The organism is Brachybacterium sp. p3-SID957 (assembly GCF_025144775.1).
Classification (GTDB): Bacteria; Actinomycetota; Actinomycetes; order Actinomycetales; family Dermabacteraceae; genus Brachybacterium; species Brachybacterium epidermidis.
Window position 1 is genome coordinate 1 of sequence record NZ_JALXKT010000077.1, and the last position, 14,301, is coordinate 14,301.

At 65.5% G+C, this 14,301-nt stretch carries 15 protein-coding genes; 11 read left to right on the forward strand and 4 right to left on the reverse strand.

Translation table 11 applies throughout. The features are described 5' to 3' along the window. Positions 1-400 precede the first annotated feature (400 nt). The 3 genes from M3B01_RS13170 (at position 401) to M3B01_RS13180 (ending at position 3,310) form a co-directional block, all read left to right on the forward strand. Complete coding sequence (locus M3B01_RS13170; RefSeq protein ID WP_259792751.1) at positions 401-1,522, forward strand: tyrosine-type recombinase/integrase; 1,122 nt, start codon at positions 401-403, stop codon at positions 1,520-1,522. Then, the gene (locus M3B01_RS13175) at positions 1,500-1,850 is read left to right on the forward strand and encodes a helix-turn-helix transcriptional regulator (RefSeq protein ID WP_193866800.1); all 351 of its coding nucleotides are present in this window, start codon (positions 1,500-1,502) and stop codon (positions 1,848-1,850) included. The genes M3B01_RS13170 and M3B01_RS13175 overlap by 23 nt, the downstream gene beginning before the upstream one ends. A gap of 440 nt (positions 1,851-2,290) precedes the next feature. Then, a complete protein-coding gene (locus M3B01_RS13180) occupies positions 2,291-3,310 on the forward strand; it encodes a site-specific integrase (RefSeq protein ID WP_259792753.1) in 1,020 nt (339 codons plus the stop codon). Positions 3,311-3,494: 184 nt separating this feature from the next. Here M3B01_RS13180 and nrdF read toward each other — a convergent pair whose 3' ends face one another. Beyond that, positions 3,495-4,505 (reverse strand): class 1b ribonucleoside-diphosphate reductase subunit beta, encoded by a 1,011-nt coding sequence (nrdF, locus tag M3B01_RS13185; protein WP_193866802.1) that lies wholly within the window; start codon positions 4,503-4,505, stop codon positions 3,495-3,497. Beyond that, complete coding sequence (gene nrdI, locus M3B01_RS13190; RefSeq protein WP_106505696.1) at positions 4,502-5,011, reverse strand: class Ib ribonucleoside-diphosphate reductase assembly flavoprotein NrdI; 510 nt, start codon at positions 5,009-5,011, stop codon at positions 4,502-4,504. The genes nrdF and nrdI overlap by 4 nt, the downstream gene beginning before the upstream one ends. Before the next feature lie 217 nt (positions 5,012-5,228). On the opposite strand from nrdI, the gene M3B01_RS13195 reads away from it, so the two are divergent. From M3B01_RS13195 to M3B01_RS13205, 3 genes are read left to right on the forward strand one after another with little or no spacing between them, the layout of a single operon-like run. After that, positions 5,229-6,158, forward strand: coding sequence for a metal ABC transporter substrate-binding protein (locus M3B01_RS13195; RefSeq protein WP_228020117.1), 930 nt, complete (start codon positions 5,229-5,231; stop codon positions 6,156-6,158). Continuing rightward, positions 6,155-6,898, forward strand: coding sequence for a metal ABC transporter ATP-binding protein (locus M3B01_RS13200; RefSeq protein ID WP_102237453.1), 744 nt, complete (start codon positions 6,155-6,157; stop codon positions 6,896-6,898). Before M3B01_RS13195 ends, M3B01_RS13200 begins: the two co-directional genes overlap by 4 nt. After that, positions 6,895-7,773 carry a metal ABC transporter permease gene (locus M3B01_RS13205; RefSeq protein ID WP_259792761.1) on the forward strand — a complete coding sequence of 293 codons (879 nt, stop codon included), beginning with the start codon at positions 6,895-6,897 and terminating at the stop codon, positions 7,771-7,773. Before M3B01_RS13200 ends, M3B01_RS13205 begins: the two co-directional genes overlap by 4 nt. 3 nt (positions 7,774-7,776) lie before the next feature. On the opposite strand, the gene M3B01_RS13210 is transcribed toward M3B01_RS13205, so the two are convergent. Continuing rightward, positions 7,777-8,457, reverse strand: coding sequence for a metal-dependent transcriptional regulator (locus M3B01_RS13210; RefSeq protein WP_102237455.1), 681 nt, complete (start codon positions 8,455-8,457; stop codon positions 7,777-7,779). Between the two features lie 250 nt (positions 8,458-8,707). Here M3B01_RS13210 and M3B01_RS13215 point away from each other — a divergent pair, with 250 nt between their 5' ends. The 3 genes from M3B01_RS13215 to M3B01_RS13225 all read left to right on the forward strand — a co-directional run bounded on the left by M3B01_RS13215 (position 8,708) and on the right by M3B01_RS13225 (position 11,996). Beyond that, positions 8,708-9,067, forward strand: a complete 360-nt coding sequence (locus M3B01_RS13215; protein ID WP_006590980.1) for a helix-turn-helix transcriptional regulator — start codon at positions 8,708-8,710, stop codon at positions 9,065-9,067. Beyond that, complete coding sequence (locus M3B01_RS13220) at positions 9,064-9,666, forward strand: cadmium resistance transporter (RefSeq protein WP_193866805.1); 603 nt, start codon at positions 9,064-9,066, stop codon at positions 9,664-9,666. Before M3B01_RS13215 ends, M3B01_RS13220 begins: the two co-directional genes overlap by 4 nt. Positions 9,667-10,103: 437 nt before the next feature. Further along, positions 10,104-11,996 (forward strand): bifunctional copper resistance protein CopD/cytochrome c oxidase assembly protein, encoded by a 1,893-nt coding sequence (locus M3B01_RS13225; protein WP_259792767.1) that lies wholly within the window; start codon positions 10,104-10,106, stop codon positions 11,994-11,996. A 62-nt stretch (positions 11,997-12,058) separates the two neighbouring features. On the opposite strand, the gene M3B01_RS13230 is transcribed toward M3B01_RS13225, so the two are convergent. Further along, positions 12,059-12,670: a copper resistance CopC family protein gene (locus tag M3B01_RS13230; protein WP_259792771.1), complete on the reverse strand. Its 612-nt coding sequence runs from the start codon at positions 12,668-12,670 to the stop codon at positions 12,059-12,061. Between the two features lie 220 nt (positions 12,671-12,890). Here M3B01_RS13230 and M3B01_RS13235 point away from each other — a divergent pair, with 220 nt between their 5' ends. Both M3B01_RS13235 and M3B01_RS13240 read left to right on the forward strand, forming a co-directional pair. Continuing rightward, a complete protein-coding gene (locus M3B01_RS13235) occupies positions 12,891-13,265 on the forward strand; it encodes a helix-turn-helix transcriptional regulator (RefSeq protein ID WP_193866965.1) in 375 nt (124 codons plus the stop codon). Next, positions 13,265-14,197: a cation diffusion facilitator family transporter gene (locus M3B01_RS13240; RefSeq protein ID WP_193866966.1), complete on the forward strand. Its 933-nt coding sequence runs from the start codon at positions 13,265-13,267 to the stop codon at positions 14,195-14,197. Before M3B01_RS13235 ends, M3B01_RS13240 begins: the two co-directional genes overlap by 1 nt. Positions 14,198-14,301 lie beyond the last annotated feature (104 nt).

The window sequence follows — 14,301 nt, forward strand, 5'->3', positions numbered from 1 at the left end:
CTCACACCACGACGACCGCGCCCGCGACCGTCTAACCACGGAACGAAACCCAGGACGCTTCAACTCGCAACTCACTCGTCGTCTTGCCCCTGGTGCTCGCCTTGCCGGCTGCGTTCGACATTGCTCCTCTCGTGGTCGTGACCCAGACGCTCGTCGAGCTCGTCGCCATGGTCGTCTTCATCCGGCTCATCCCACGCGTCATCCCCGCGCGGCCGGGAGCCGGTACTGACCGGGCCCCCGCCACACAAACCTCAGATATCGAGACGTAGCCCCGGTCCAGGGTGCTCGTGGTCGATGACCCCATCTCCTCAGCGCCCGTGGACGTGTTGGCGGTACGGACCACCCGACGCGACGAAAGGTTCAGGTGCATCATTGTTGCGGTAGATGCAATACTAGGTGGGTGACCCAGGATCATCGTGGCGTGTCTCCACTTCGACAGCTCCGCAACGTGCGGGCGTTGGACGAGGGACGCTTCGTGTTCGAGGCGATGCTCTCAGGTTGGTCGGATCAGCAGGGCAGCCGAGGACTCGCTGAGCGGACGATCGGGAGCCGTGAGCTGGTTATCCGGAGGTTCGAGGAGTTTGCTGGCCGTTACCCGTGGGAGTGGTTGCCGGGTGACCTGGAGGACTACACGACACAGGCGAAGTCCCGAAAGCACCCAGCGACTCCGTCCACGATTCGCGGCTATCACTCCGTCATCCGCCTGTTTTGCGACTATCTCACCGACCCTCGATACCGGTGGGCGACGGACTGCGATGAGCGCTTCGGATCAACGCCGCAGCAGATCTGCCATGAGTGGAACACGCTCGCGCACCTGGTTGAGTACGAGGGCCGTCCGCAGCGCCGAGCCCTCACCTACGACGAGCTCGAGCAGCTCTTCACCGTGGCCGACCATCGCGTCGAGACGATCCTGCAACGCGGCCGCAAAGGCGCCCTCACAGCGCTGCGCGACTCTCAGATCCTCAAGACGATCTACGCTTTCGGGCTGCGCCGGGCCGAGGCAGTGGGTCTGGACGTGGCGGACCTTCGGCCCAACGGTGCTGCTCCACGCTTCGGACGCTTCGGCGCCGTCGATGTGCGCTGGGGAAAGGGTGCACATGGGTCGGGCCCGCGACGCCGGTCGGTGCTCACGATTCCCGAGCTGGACTGGATCACGGAGGGATTGGCCCAATGGATCGACCGCGCCCGACCTCGTTTCACCACCGGATCGGCGGGGCCTCTGTGGCTGACCGAGCGAGGTACGCGTGTCTCGCTGCGCTACATCGACCTCCGCTTCGCCCAGCTCCGCGACGAAGCAGAACTGCCGTCAGAGCTCAGCGTGCACGCTCTGCGCCACACATACGTCACCAACCTCATCGAGTGGGGATACGCCGAGAAGTTCGTACAGGACCAGGTCGGGCACGCGTACGCCTCGACGACCGCGATCTACACCTCCGTCGGTGACGACTTCAAGAACCGCATGATCAATCAAGCCCTCTCCCGGATCTATGGAGGACCCGATGCCGAAGACTCCCGCCGCTGATACCCCGATCACCTGGAACCTGCGCCCGCTCATGGCCGCTGCCGGCATGTTCCAGACCACGGATCTGATCGAACCGCTGCGCGCCCAGGGAGTACAGCTCTCTCGCGAGCAAGTGTTTCGCCTGGTGACAAGGACTCCCGAGAGACTGAACGTCGAGGTGTTCGCAGCTCTCTGCCGAATTCTCGATTGCACCCCCAACGACCTCATCGAGATCCCGAATGTCCAGGCCGCGCGCCCACGCCGAGCAGCCGGAGCTCCAGACAGCTCTGGGCCGGCGATCGGCGATCTGCGCCCGATCCGCGCCAAGCTGCACCGCCCGCTCGAGTGAACCGACCGGGACGTACCCATGGCCACCAGGTCGGCTGTGACAGGTGCGCGCGTCCTATCGCAGCCAGGTACTCGATCCTTGAGCAGCACATCTGCAACGCCTGCTACTCAAGGCTCCGCCGACATCCCGGAAACTGCCCCGAGTGCGATCAAATCAAGGTTCTGGCCTTCTACGACGCGGACCGACGCATCGTCTGCGCAACCTGTGCCGGAGTGCCGTCAAAGTTTGCGTGCATCACCTGCGGAAGCGAGCAACAGCTTACCGGATCTCAGTGCGGCACCTGCCGGCTGACCGAGCGTCTCCGCGACGTCCTCGCAGACAAGGGCGGTGCGATCCATCCCAGTCTTGCCACCCTGTATGAACACCTACTGACGGCACGCGACCCGCGCGCGGTGGTGCGATGGCTGCGCAGAGAGCCGGTCGGGGCGACGCTTCGCGCCATGGCCGCCGGCGAACTTCCGATCAGCCACTCCACACTCGATGCTCTCCCGCTCTCGCCTCGCGTGCGGTACCTGCGCCGCATGCTCATCAGCGCCGGAACGCTCCCGACCATCGACGTACTGCTCAACGACCTCGAGAACCACGCCGCCGCCTTCATTGCAAGCCTTTCCACGGAGCACGGTGCCGTCATCGCCCAGTACTTCCACTGGGAGCTGCTCCGCAAGATCAGACAGCGATCCGCGAACCGAGCCATGACCCCCAGCAGCTACAGCATCCGGTCCACGGAGTTGCGCAAGATCGCTCACTTCCTCGCCTGGCTCGACGCCAACGGGCTCTCCCTGCCTTCGCTGGATCAGACTTCCGTCGACCGCTTCTTCGCCCGCCATCACTCCCAGGTGGCAGTTGGCACGTTCCTGAACTGGGCGATACGGCAGAGCCTGACAAGTCCGGTGAAGATCCCCGGGCGGAAGCCAGCCCGGCCGCGTCCGCCGGTCTCCGACGACGTCATCTGGGACAAGGTCGATCAGCTCGTCGATGACGAATCCGTTCCGTTAGGAAGTCGCCTCATCGGCCTGCTCGTCCTCGTGTTCGCACAGCGGATCAGCGACTGCGTGCGTCTGTGCCGCTCGGACGTCACGGACGGCGAAACGATGAGGATCGCGCTGGGGCGGACCCCACTCACCCTGCCAAGCCCCATCGCCGTACTGCTGCGACGTCATCTCAAGGAGCTAAGCACCCGGCGGCCCTACGTCGCCGGTGGACCGGATTGGCTCTTCCCCGGGGCCACGCCTCACCACCACGTCAGCGAAGCCAGCGTCGCCCTCCACCTCGTCCCGCACAAGATCCATGCCAGAAAGATCCAGCAGGCCCGAATCGACCACCTCGTTCAAACCGTGCCGGCCAGCATCGTCGCCGACACGCTCGGCATCAACATCCACACCGCCGTTAGACATGCCGCACGCACCAACTCAAGATGGGGCAACTACCCCGAACTACGAGCGTCACCCACTGGGGAATAGTGCACGTCTGAACGATGCCGGTCCCCGGCAATCTGAGTGCGAGTGGCCAGGCGAGCCGTTGCGGCAGACCTGCGGACGGGTTCAGGTCTGTCGCAGCACGGTCTGCGCTGAGTGCTTGCCCCGGGTCGTAGCGATCCGGGGCATGCGCGGTACCGCTTCGCGTCCGACAGGTGAGTCTGCGTGCCTAGAAGTCCCAGTCGTCGTCGCTGGTGTGCTCGGCCTTGCCGATGATGTACGACGATCCGCTTCCGCTGAAGAAGTCGTGGTTCTCGTCGGCGCTGGGGGCGAGGGCGGCGAGGATCTCTGGGCTGACTGACGTCTCCTCGGCGGTGAACCGTGCCGGGTAGCCGAGGTTCATGAGGGATTTGTTCGCGTTGTAGCGCACGAAGGCGGCGACGTCGCCCATCAGGCCGAGGGGTTCGTAGAGCTCGCCTGAGTAGTCGAGCTCGAGGTCGTAGAGCTCTTCGAGCAGGGTGTACGTGAACTCCTTCATCTCGTCGCGGCGGTTGGGGTGAGCATCGAGGCCGCGCTGGTACTTGTAGCCCGAGTAGTAGCCGTGCACGGCCTTGTCGCGCAGGATGAGTCGGATCATGTCGGCGGTGTTGGTCAGGGTGGCGTGCACGGAGAAGTGCAGCGGCAGGTAGAAGCCGGCGTAGAGCAGAAGGCTGGAGAGCAGGGTGGAGGACACCTTCCGCTTTAACGGGTCGGGCCCGTAGTAGTACTGGAGCACCTTCTTGCATCGCGCTTGAAGCAGGTCGTTTCCGATCGCCCAGCGGTAGGCCTCATCGATCTCTCGGGTACTGGTCAGGGTCGAGAACACCGAGGAGTACGAGCGGGCGTGGACGGACTGCATGAAGGCGATGTTGGTGTAGACGGCTTCCTCGTGCTCTGTGCGGGCGTCCTGGATCTGGCAGATCTCCCCGACGGTGGCCTGCACGGTGTCGAGCATGGTAAGGCCGGTGAAGACTCGCATGGTGAGGGTTCGTTCATGGGGCGCGAGTGCTTGCCAGGCCTGGTGGTCGTTGGACAGGGGCACCTTCTCGGGCAGCCAGAAGTTCGCGGTCAGGCGGTTCCAGATCTCGAGGTCCTTCTCGTCGCTCACGCGGTTCCAGTTGATCGGACGCAGCGGTGCGCTGGGGTCGTGTCGGTATGCTGGAGGGGTGATGGAGCCTTCTACGGCTGTTGTGGCGGTCATGCTGTTCTCCTCTGTTCGTTGTTCTTGTCGTTCGTCGTGGCTGTCCGTTGCCAGAACAGGTCGAGCCCTTCGTTCACGCACTCAATATCGCGCTGGGTGCCCAGGAGTTCGAAGCGATAGAGCTCTGGGACACCGCACTTTCGGGAGATGACTGGGCCGGCGAGGCAGTAGTGCTCGCCGAAGTTGGTGTTGCCTGCGGTGATCACCCCGCGCAGCAGCGCACGGTTGGCGGGATCGTTGAGGAAGGCGATGACCTGCTTCGGCACGGCCCCGGCCTGCTCGCCGCCGCCGTAGGTGGGGACCACCAGAACGAAGGGGCGGCACACGCGGACCATCCCCTCGACACGGGGGCGGAGCGGGATCCGCACCGCAGGCCGCCCCAGCCTCTCCACGAAGCGCAGCGTGTTCTCGGAGACGCTGGAGAAGAACACGAGATCTGCTGACTCCTGTGGCGTCAGGTCACGTGTTCCGAGTCCCGGTGCTGCGCGCTCGATGCCTGCCGTCATCGATCCCTCCTTCGTCGTCGTCCCATCCGACTGACCTCGAACTACTAGATGTTGGGTCTGCACTCCGCGGGGGTGACACATGTAGTGATATCAGTCCTGGCAGCCCTCGACCATACGCCACGCCGGGTTTGTAACTTCGGCATACCGAACCATACGATTTGAGGGTCCGGAAGTGGCCACGCCTGTGGCCGTGAACGAAGAGAGGTCGCCGATGCACATGCGAGGACGATGGAAGGCTGCGCTCGGCGCAGTCGTTGCGAGTGCGGCGCTGGTGCTCACCGGCTGCTCCGCTGGAGCCAGGCCGGATGCTGCCGACGACGGAGAGAAGCCGGTGGTGTTGACGACGTTCACCGTGCTGGAGGACATCGCGGAGAATGTTGCGGGCGACCACCTCGTGGTCGAGTCGATCACGAAGCCTGGCGCGGAGATCCACGGGTACGAGCCGACGCCGGGAGACATCCGGAAGGCCTCGGATGCCGACCTGATCCTGGACAACGGCTTGAACCTGGAGGTGTGGTTCGGCCAGTTCGTCGAGGAAGTCGATGTGCCTCATGTCGTGGTCTCGGAGGGGATCGATCCCATCGACATCGCGGGGGACGCCTACGCGGGCAAGCCCAACCCGCACGCCTGGATGAGCCCGAAGAACGTGCAGGTGTACGTCGACAACATGGTCGCGGCGTTCAGCGATCTCGACCCGGAACACGCTGAGGACTACGAGAGGAACGGGGAGACCTACAAGCAGCAGCTCCAGCAGGTCCAAGATGACCTGACGGGCGAGCTCGAAAGTCTTCCGACCAGCCAGAGAGCGCTGGTGACCTGCGAGGGCGCATTCTCCTACCTCGCCCGAGATGCCGGGCTGACCGAGAAGTACATCTGGCCCGTCAACGCCGAGCAGCAGGCGACCCCGCAGCAGATCACCTCCGCGATCGAGTTCGTCGACGAGAACGAGGTCCCCGCCGTGTTCTGCGAGTCGACGGTCTCCGACGACCCCATGCAGCAGGTTGTGGGTGCTACGAATGCACGCTTCGGAGGAACGCTGTTCGTGGACTCGCTCTCCGAGGAAGGCGGCCCGGTGCCCACGTACCTGGATCTGATCCGCCACGATGCGGACACCATCGCTGCGGGACTCACCGGAGAGGACTCATGACGACAGCGGCGATCGATGTCAAAGGTGTCACCGTCCGCTACGGCGATGTACTCGCCCTCGACGACGTATCTGTTGCGGTGCGGGCGGGTGCGGTGACGGGGTTGATCGGAATGAACGGCTCCGGGAAGTCCACCTTGTTCAAGGCGATCACCGGCATGGTCCGGCCTGACGCAGGCAGCGTCCTGCTGAATGGCGCGCAGCCGGCGCCGGCCAGGCGGCGAGGACTCGTCGGCTACGTCCCCCAGAGCGAGGACGTCGACTGGGCTTTCCCCGTCTCTGTCCGAGACGTCGTGATGATGGGAAGGTACGGCCACCAGGGCGCCACGCGCCGAGTTCGGCCCGCTGACCGCATCGCTGTGGACGAAGCCTTGGAGAGGGTGGAGCTCACGGAGTACGCCGATCGACAGATCGGCCAGCTCTCCGGCGGGCAGAAGAAGCGCGCCTTCGTCGCCCGCGGGATCGCCCAGGACGCACGGATCATGCTGCTGGATGAGCCCTTCGCCGGCGTGGACAAGCGCAGCGAAGCCACCATCGTCGATCTTCTCCGCGCACTCGCTGACGACGGCCGTACCGTCCTGGTCTCCACCCACGACCTCCATGCTCTGCCGCAGCTCGCCGACGACGCCGTGCTGCTGCTGCGAACCATCCTCTTCCACGGCCCGGTGAAAGAGGCCCTCACACCCGAGAGGCTCGCTCTCGCCTTCGGCCTGGACGTTCTGCAGCAGGAGGGTGCCGCATGACCCCGCTCGACTGGCTCCTCGAGCCGCTCTCCTACGACTTCATGACCCGTGCGCTCGTCACGACCGTGATCGCTGCCGTGGTGTGCGCACTGCTGTCGTGCTGGCTGGTGCTCATCGGCTGGTCGCTCATGGGGGACGCCGTCTCTCACGCCGTCCTCCCCGGAGTCGTCATTGCCTACATCCTCGGTGTCCCGTTCGCCATCGGCGCGGTCGTCTTCGGGTTCCTGGCGGTCGGCATGATCGGGCTCGTCCGCGGGACGAGCCGCGTGAAGGAGGACGCCGCCATCGGCATCGTCTTCACCACTCTCTTCGCCCTCGGGCTGGTTCTGATCTCGGTCACACCCAGCCAGACCGACCTCAACCACATCATCTTCGGCAACATCCTCGGCGTCTCCCGCGCAGACCTCGTCCAGATCGCGATCCTGGCTACCGTGGCTCTTGTCACCCTGGTGTTCAAACGCCGCGACCTCACGCTCTACGCCTTCGACCCGACACACGCCCACGCGATCGGCCTGTCTCCCCGATTCCTCGGCGCGCTGCTGCTGGGTCTTCTGGCGCTGACCGCAGTTGCCGCTCTCCAGGTCGTGGGAGTGGTGCTCGTCGTCGCGATGCTCATCATTCCCGGAGCGACGGCCTATCTGCTCACCGACCGCTTCGGGCGGATGCTCGTGATCGCGCCGGCCCTCTCGTCACTCTGTTCCGTGGTCGGGATCTACATCAGCTACTGGGTCGACGCCTCACCCGGCGGCCTCGTCGTCCTCACCCAGGGATGCGCCTTCGCACTCGTCTACCTCATCAGTCCCAAGCACGGCCTGCTCAGCAAGAAGGTCGGAGCTCGCTCGCCGGTATCGACGCGATACGGCTCGCCGGCGTGAGGATCAGGTAGGCCCCGCAGAGACGTAGAGGGCATCTGTCGCAGAGCGTCCCAGCAACGTTGGCGAGCCCACTTCTCCAGAACGAACTTCCAGCGCATCGGAGAACGGCGCTCCCGCCGCGACCACAAGCGTGGCCCCGACTCCGATGCCCTGGGACTCGAAGAACTGCAACATCGCCGGGTCCGTGTCCGAGATCCGCTCGACCACAAACCTGCCCTCCGCTCCGACGTCGGTGAGACGCCGCGCATCAGGCACGGTCACTGTTCCGTCCGCTGCAGGGATTGGATCACCGTGCGGGTCACGCCGGGGGCGACCCAGAACGTCATCGATCCTCTCCACCATCAAGTCCGAGACGGCGTGCTCGAGCTGCTCGGCCTCCTCGTGGACCTCGTCCCACCGATACCCGAGGGTCTCCACCAGAAACGTCTCGATCAAGCGATGCCGCCGCACCATCACCAGCGCGTACGAACGACCGACCTCCGTCAACTCGACCGAGCCATACCTCGCGTGAGACAGAAGACCCTGCTCAGTCAGTTTCCGCACCGCATCCGAAGCGGACGACAGGGCAACACCGGTCCGCTGCGCGATGAGCTTCAACGTCACTGGCTCGTCACTCCACTCGGACAACCCCCAGATCGCCTTCAGATAGTTCTGGGCACTCGCAGACAGCTCATCGACGGACATGGCACGACGATAGCCTCGAAGCTTCAACTTAGCTATATAGAACTCGAGGCTTCGGCGCGCCACGGACTCACGTAGTAGGCATCGACCGTGAGGTGCGTCCCGGGCCCGCGCCTCATCCGGCACTGACGCAGAACCCTGAGAACAATGCTCAGCCGAATGAATCTCTCCCCCGGCAGTCTCCCCTTACGGGCATGAGATCTGGCCTGACGCCTGGGACGGAGTGTTCAGTGCATGCTGTATAGTTCAGTGCATGCTGACTATTGCTTCGCGTCTCGACGTGATGAACCGCCTGGGTCGCGCACTGGCCGACCCCACTCGATCCCGGATCATCCTGACCCTGCTCGACCATCCCGCTTACCCGGCGGAACTGGCCCGAGATCTGGACCTGACACGCCCGAACGTGTCCAACCACCTGGCATGCCTGCGCGATTGCGGGATCGTCGTCTCCGAGCCCGAAGGTCGCCGGACACGATATGAGATCGCCGATTCGCACCTGGCGCAGGCCCTGACGGCACTGGTCGATGCCACCCTGGCAGTGGACGAAGACGCCCCGTGCATCGACCCTGCCTGCTCGCTTCCCGGATGCGACGCAGCTGGGGAGGGCGCATGATCCTCACCTCGGTCTTACAGGCGATGGGCCTGTTCGCAGCGACCAACATCGACGACATCATCGTGCTCTCCCTCTTCTTCGCTCGAGGGGCAGGCCAGCGCGGCACCACCGCCCGCATTCTGGTCGGCCAATACCTCGGGTTCGCCGGCATCCTCGGTGCCGCGGTCCTGGTGACCATCGGCGCCGGAGCGTTCCTGCCCTCGGCAGCCATCCCGTACTTCGGCCTCATCCCTCTGGGCCTCGGCCTGTGGGCCGCGTGGCAGGCCTGGCGCGGAGACGACGACGATGACGACGACGAGGCCAAGGTCGCCGGCAAAAAGGTCGGCGTGTGGACAGTCGCAGGCGTCACCCTCGCCAACGGCGGCGACAACATCGGCGTGTACACCCCTGTCTTCCTCAGCGTGGAACCTCTCGCCGTAGTCGCCTACTGCATCGTCTTCCTCGCCCTCGTCGCGGTCCTGGTGGCCCTGGCAAAGTTCGTCGCCACTCGCCCACCGATTGCCGAAGTCCTCGAACGCTGGGAGCACATCCTCTTCCCCATCGTTCTTATCGGTCTCGGCATCGTCATCCTTGTCAGTGGCGGAGCTTTCGGCCTCTGACTCAGCTAAAGCAAACACAGGTCCCGGGCTCGATAGATCGGTCCCGGAACCTGGACCCGGGACACTTCGTCGCGTCGGCATCGTCCGAGCGGAGTCCGGATCTGAGCCCCGACGAGTTCCCACCGTTCAACGGGGAGGGCTTGCTCATGGTGAGCTCGTCTGAGTTCCAGCGCGCACCGGTCGATGGCTAGCCTGACCGGGGCTAGTGGAGTAGCTGGCGCAACAGTGAACGGGAGACTGGGCAGCATGTTGAGGATCGGTACGCGCCGGGTTGCTTCCCGTGCGGCGAACAGAGTGGCAGACAACGACGCCGAGACGGCCGCCTCGCCTGTCGGCGCAGCAGTTTCCGGGATTCGATGCGGGGCGAGCTGGTGAGCTCGATTCGCACCAGAATCCTCATCGTGGGTGCTGCGGCCCCGTGGGCTCTGCTCTGGACGGTGATCGCGGCCGCCATGGCGGGAGCACCGGTCTCGATGGAGCTCGTCGATGCCGGCCCGGTGGTGCGGTGGGGTTTGCCGATCGTCGATGCCATCGGTGATGTGGTCGGTGCCGCGACCGTGGCGTGCCTCGTGCTGGCGCTCGTCGTGCTGCCCCGCCGTGCGGAGCCGTCCGCGTCGGAGGCTGATCAGGAACACGCTGCCGTGTCTCGGTTCCATCCAGCGTACGAGCGGACGCTCGATATCGGTATGGGCCTGGGAATGGTGTGGTCAACGCTGCTGGTCGTACGGATGGTGCTTGGCTACGCTTTGGCGGCGGGCCAGGCACCCTTCTCCCCGCGGTTCGGCTCCGATCTCCTGATGTACATCACACGGCTTGAGCTCGGTCAATACCAGCTTGCCGGGGCGGTGTTCGTCGCCGCTGCCTCGACCATGCTGATCGTCGTGAGGTCCCGTACGGGGCTGCTGATCTCGCTGAGTCTGGTGTTCGCGGCGTTGGTGACGAAGTCGATGACGGGCCACGCCTCGGGGCAGACCTCCCATGAGGCGGCCACGAGCGCGATGATCGTGCACCTCGTGGCTGCCGGAGTGTGGCTGGGTGGGCTCGCGCTGCTCGTACTGGTTGCGGGCCGGCTCGGAGTACGACTGAGGGATGTCGCCGAACGGTTCAGCGTCCTGGCGCTTGCTTGTTATGGGGCGTTGGCCGCCAGCGGTATCGCCTCTGCCCTGGTCCGGCTCTCCGCGCCTCTGGACCTTGTGACCACCGCGTACGGGTGGATGCTCGTGCTGAAGACGGTGTTGCTGGTGCTGCTGGGTGGCGCTGGCTGGTGGCAGCGCCGACGGGTACTGGGCCGGCTGCGGGACTCGGATCGCCGGAGAGACTTCCTGTGGCTCGCCGCGGGGGAAGTCTTCCTGATCGCGGCGGCGACCGGACTCGCTGCCGCACTGTCGAACACGGCGCCTCCGGTGCCGGACGAGCCTGAGCCGGTCACCTCGACGGCTGAGGCGCTGACCGACTATCCACTGCCTGCTCCGCCTGAGCTGGCGACGCTGCTGACGACCTGGCGTGTGGACGTCGCCGGAATGGCACTCGCCCTCGGTCTCGCGGTCATCTACCTCTGGGTGCACCTGCGCCGCCCGTTGACGGGCACTGGCGGGCGACGCTGGCCCGTGGCCAGGACTTCGGCGTGGGTAGCGGGATGCGTGGTCATCTTTTGGGTGACGAACGGGGCACCGGGCGTGTACGCGCCGGTGCAGTTCTCCGTGCACCTGAGCCAGCACGCGCTGCTTGCTCTGGTGGCAGTGCCTCTACTGGTTGCCGGGCGTTTCGGTGATCTCGTGCGGGATCGGATCGCTCCTCGGTCGGACGGTTCGGCGGGACTGCGCGAGCTCGTCGACTGGAAGCCTCGCTCCCGTGCGGGTCGGTGGCTCGCTCACCCGGCGGTGTTGGCGCTGCTCGGCGCGGCGGGATTTGCAGCGATCTACCTGACCCCGGCGCTCGGCGCGGGGTTGCATACCGCGCCCGGCCGACTGGTCGTGCTTACTGCCGCTGTGGTGGCCGGTGCTGCTGTGTCGCTGCCATTCCAGGGTAGGGCGCTGGGTGGTGGCATGGTCGCTGGGCGGGAGCGCTGGGTGGCCCTGGTTGTGGGGGCCGGCTTTCTTGCTGGGCTGGCGCTTCTGCTGGTGCTGGCGCTCCCGGTCGTGGAGCCCGACTGGTTCGCAGTCATGGGGCGGACCTGGGGCCCCGATGCGTTCGGAGATCAAAGGCTTGGTGGCTGGGTCCTGCTTGCGCTGGTTCTGACGCTGGCAGTCCTGCACGGCGCGGTCATCTCGCGATCGCGACGGAGCAGCGAAGGACTCTCCGTAGGTCGTTCCGCCTCAGCGCGGTACTGAGCCGGGTTCTGTTGCTCGCCGCGGCGTGCCGTGATGCGTTGTCCTGATCGGGTTCGTGATGGTCAGTCGGTGTTGTCACCGGGGCTGCGGCGCAGGCGGACGATGATCGCACCGATCGCGGCGAGCAGTAGGAGCAGAGCGAGGCCGCCGAGGATCATACCGAGAGGAAGGCCGCCCTCGCTCTGTTGAGCCTCTGCCGGTTCGGCAGCGGTGTCTTCCGTGCTCGGTTCGTCCGTCCCGGCGGTCGGCTCCTCGCTCTCCTTCGGCTCCTCCGATTCGGAGTCCGCTGTGGCCGTGGGCTCGGCACCGACTGTGACGGTGAAGTCGACCGTGCCTTCGATCGGGTGGCCGTCCGAGGAGACGACACGCCACAAGACCTGATAGTCATCGGCGGGCAGCGGCGGCAGGTCGATCGTGGCCGTGTTGCCGGACACGGCGGGTGTCCCGGTGAAGATCTCCTCGCCGGCGGAGGTGGTCAGTCGCACGGCCGGAGAGAGGTTGAGAACCTCATCGCTGTAGGTGAGCTCGAGCGCCTCGGGAGCCTGCTCGAGGCTTTCGCCTGCTGCCGGGTTCGAAGAGGTCAAGGTGTCGTGCGCCGACGCCGCGGGCAACAATGCGGGCACCACCAGTGGCATCAGTACGGCGGCGAGCAGCCCGAACAGGCTGGCCAGCATGATCCGCACCGCCGTCCCGGTGGTTCCGCGAGCAGCCGTCGTGTCCGCCGTCATGAACGTCTCCTCCTCGGGTGACCCCTCGTGCGGGCCGGTTTGTCCCCATGACCGGGGCGCATCGAGTGTAGCGACGTGCCACCAGCGACCCCTTCGCTCATCTCCCAGGATCGACTCGTCCAGTCCCACCCCTTTACAGAACCCCACACGGCGATATCATCGCCATATGACGATTGATGCGATCCCGGCCGAGCCGCAGTTCGAGGTGGCAGACAGCCATGCCGCGCTCTTCCATGCTCTCGCCGAACCCACACGCTTGGCTCTCCTCCAGCACCTCTCGACCGGTGAGCACCGAGTTCGCGACCTTGTCGAGCACATGCACCTTGCCCAGTCGACCGTCAGCAAGCATCTCTCGTGCCTGCGCGACTGCGGTCTGGTCACCGCGCGTACCGAAGGCCGCGCATCCTGGTTCGCCCTCACCGATCTGCCCCGACTGAGCGACCTGCTCGAGGTGGCGGACGACCTGCTCGATACCTCCGGGACCACCCTCTCCCTGAAGAACCACCGCAACCACGAGAACCTCGAGGACGGAGACCTCTGATGAACTCAGGACACGACCACTCGCACGGCGGCAGCGGGTCGAGCACCGCCCGGACGCGACTCGCCATCGCCTTCGCCATCACCTCCGTCATCGTGCTCGCGCAAGCAGTCGGGAGTGTCGTCACCGGAAGTCTTGCCCTGCTCACGGACACGGCGCACGCCCTCGTCGACGCCTCCGGACTACTGGTCGCGCTGATCGCGGCGACCATGATGCTGCGCCCGGCCAGCAGCAGCCGGACCTGGGGTTTTGCTCGCATCGAGGTACTGGCAGCCTTGGCCCAGGCCACGCTCCTGATCGTGGTCGGGACCTACACCGCCGTTGAGGGCATCTCGCGACTGACGGATCCCCCAGAGATCGCCTCGGGAGAGCTGCTCATCTTCGGCGTGATCGGGCTGGTCGCGAACATTGCAGCGATCCTAATCTTGGCCGGAGGCAAGGATTCGAGCCTCAACATGCGTGCCGCGTTCCTCGAGGTCCTCAATGACGCCCTCGGTTCGCTCGGAGTGATCACGGCCGCGATCGTGATCCAGCTGACCGGATTCCAACAGGCCGATGCACTGGCCGGCTTGTTCATCGCCGCGCTGATCGTGCCCCGCGCGTTCCGCATCATGGCCGAGACGCTGCGGATCCTCATGGAGTACACCCCGAAGGGTGTGGATCTCGATCAGGTGCGTGAGCACATCCTTGCGCTCGACCACGTCCAGGATGTCCATGACCTGCATGCCTCGGCGATCGGGAGCAATCTGCCGATCATCTCGGCGCACGTCGTCGTCGGGGAGGAGTGCTTCGAATCGGCCCACGCATTGCGGATCCTCGAAGAGGTCCATGTCTGCGTCAGGACGCACTTCCCGATAGCGTTCGAGCACGCCACGATCCAGCTGGAGAGCCCGTCCGTGCATCGAGGCGAATCCGAGCGCACCCTGCACACGTAGCCTGCACCGATCCGCACGTCCCCTGGCCGCAGGGGAGCGCGACAAAGCGGCGGGGGGGCGCCCCCCGCGGGGGGGGGGGGGGTCGACGAGGCGGTCGTGCTGTG

Coding starts and splice junctions, on each gene's coding strand:
- nrdF (WP_193866802.1), bottom strand. CDS start 4,505: ATGACCGCCACAACAGCCGTAGAAGGCTCCATCACCCCTCCAGCATAC.
- M3B01_RS13205 (WP_259792761.1), top strand. CDS start 6,895: ATGACCCCGCTCGACTGGCTCCTCGAGCCGCTCTCCTACGACTTCATG.
- nrdI (WP_106505696.1), bottom strand. CDS start 5,011: ATGACGGCAGGCATCGAGCGCGCAGCACCGGGACTCGGAACACGTGAC.
- M3B01_RS13195 (WP_228020117.1), top strand. CDS start 5,229: ATGCGAGGACGATGGAAGGCTGCGCTCGGCGCAGTCGTTGCGAGTGCG.
- M3B01_RS13235 (WP_193866965.1), top strand. CDS start 12,891: ATGACGATTGATGCGATCCCGGCCGAGCCGCAGTTCGAGGTGGCAGAC.
- M3B01_RS13240 (WP_193866966.1), top strand. CDS start 13,265: ATGAACTCAGGACACGACCACTCGCACGGCGGCAGCGGGTCGAGCACC.
- M3B01_RS13210 (WP_102237455.1), bottom strand. CDS start 8,457: ATGTCCGTCGATGAGCTGTCTGCGAGTGCCCAGAACTATCTGAAGGCG.
- M3B01_RS13180 (WP_259792753.1), top strand. CDS start 2,291: ATGGCCGCCGGCGAACTTCCGATCAGCCACTCCACACTCGATGCTCTC.
- M3B01_RS13200 (WP_102237453.1), top strand. CDS start 6,155: ATGACGACAGCGGCGATCGATGTCAAAGGTGTCACCGTCCGCTACGGC.
- M3B01_RS13230 (WP_259792771.1), bottom strand. CDS start 12,670: ATGCTGGCCAGCCTGTTCGGGCTGCTCGCCGCCGTACTGATGCCACTG.
- M3B01_RS13175 (WP_193866800.1), top strand. CDS start 1,500: ATGCCGAAGACTCCCGCCGCTGATACCCCGATCACCTGGAACCTGCGC.
- M3B01_RS13215 (WP_006590980.1), top strand. CDS start 8,708: ATGCTGACTATTGCTTCGCGTCTCGACGTGATGAACCGCCTGGGTCGC.
- M3B01_RS13220 (WP_193866805.1), top strand. CDS start 9,064: ATGATCCTCACCTCGGTCTTACAGGCGATGGGCCTGTTCGCAGCGACC.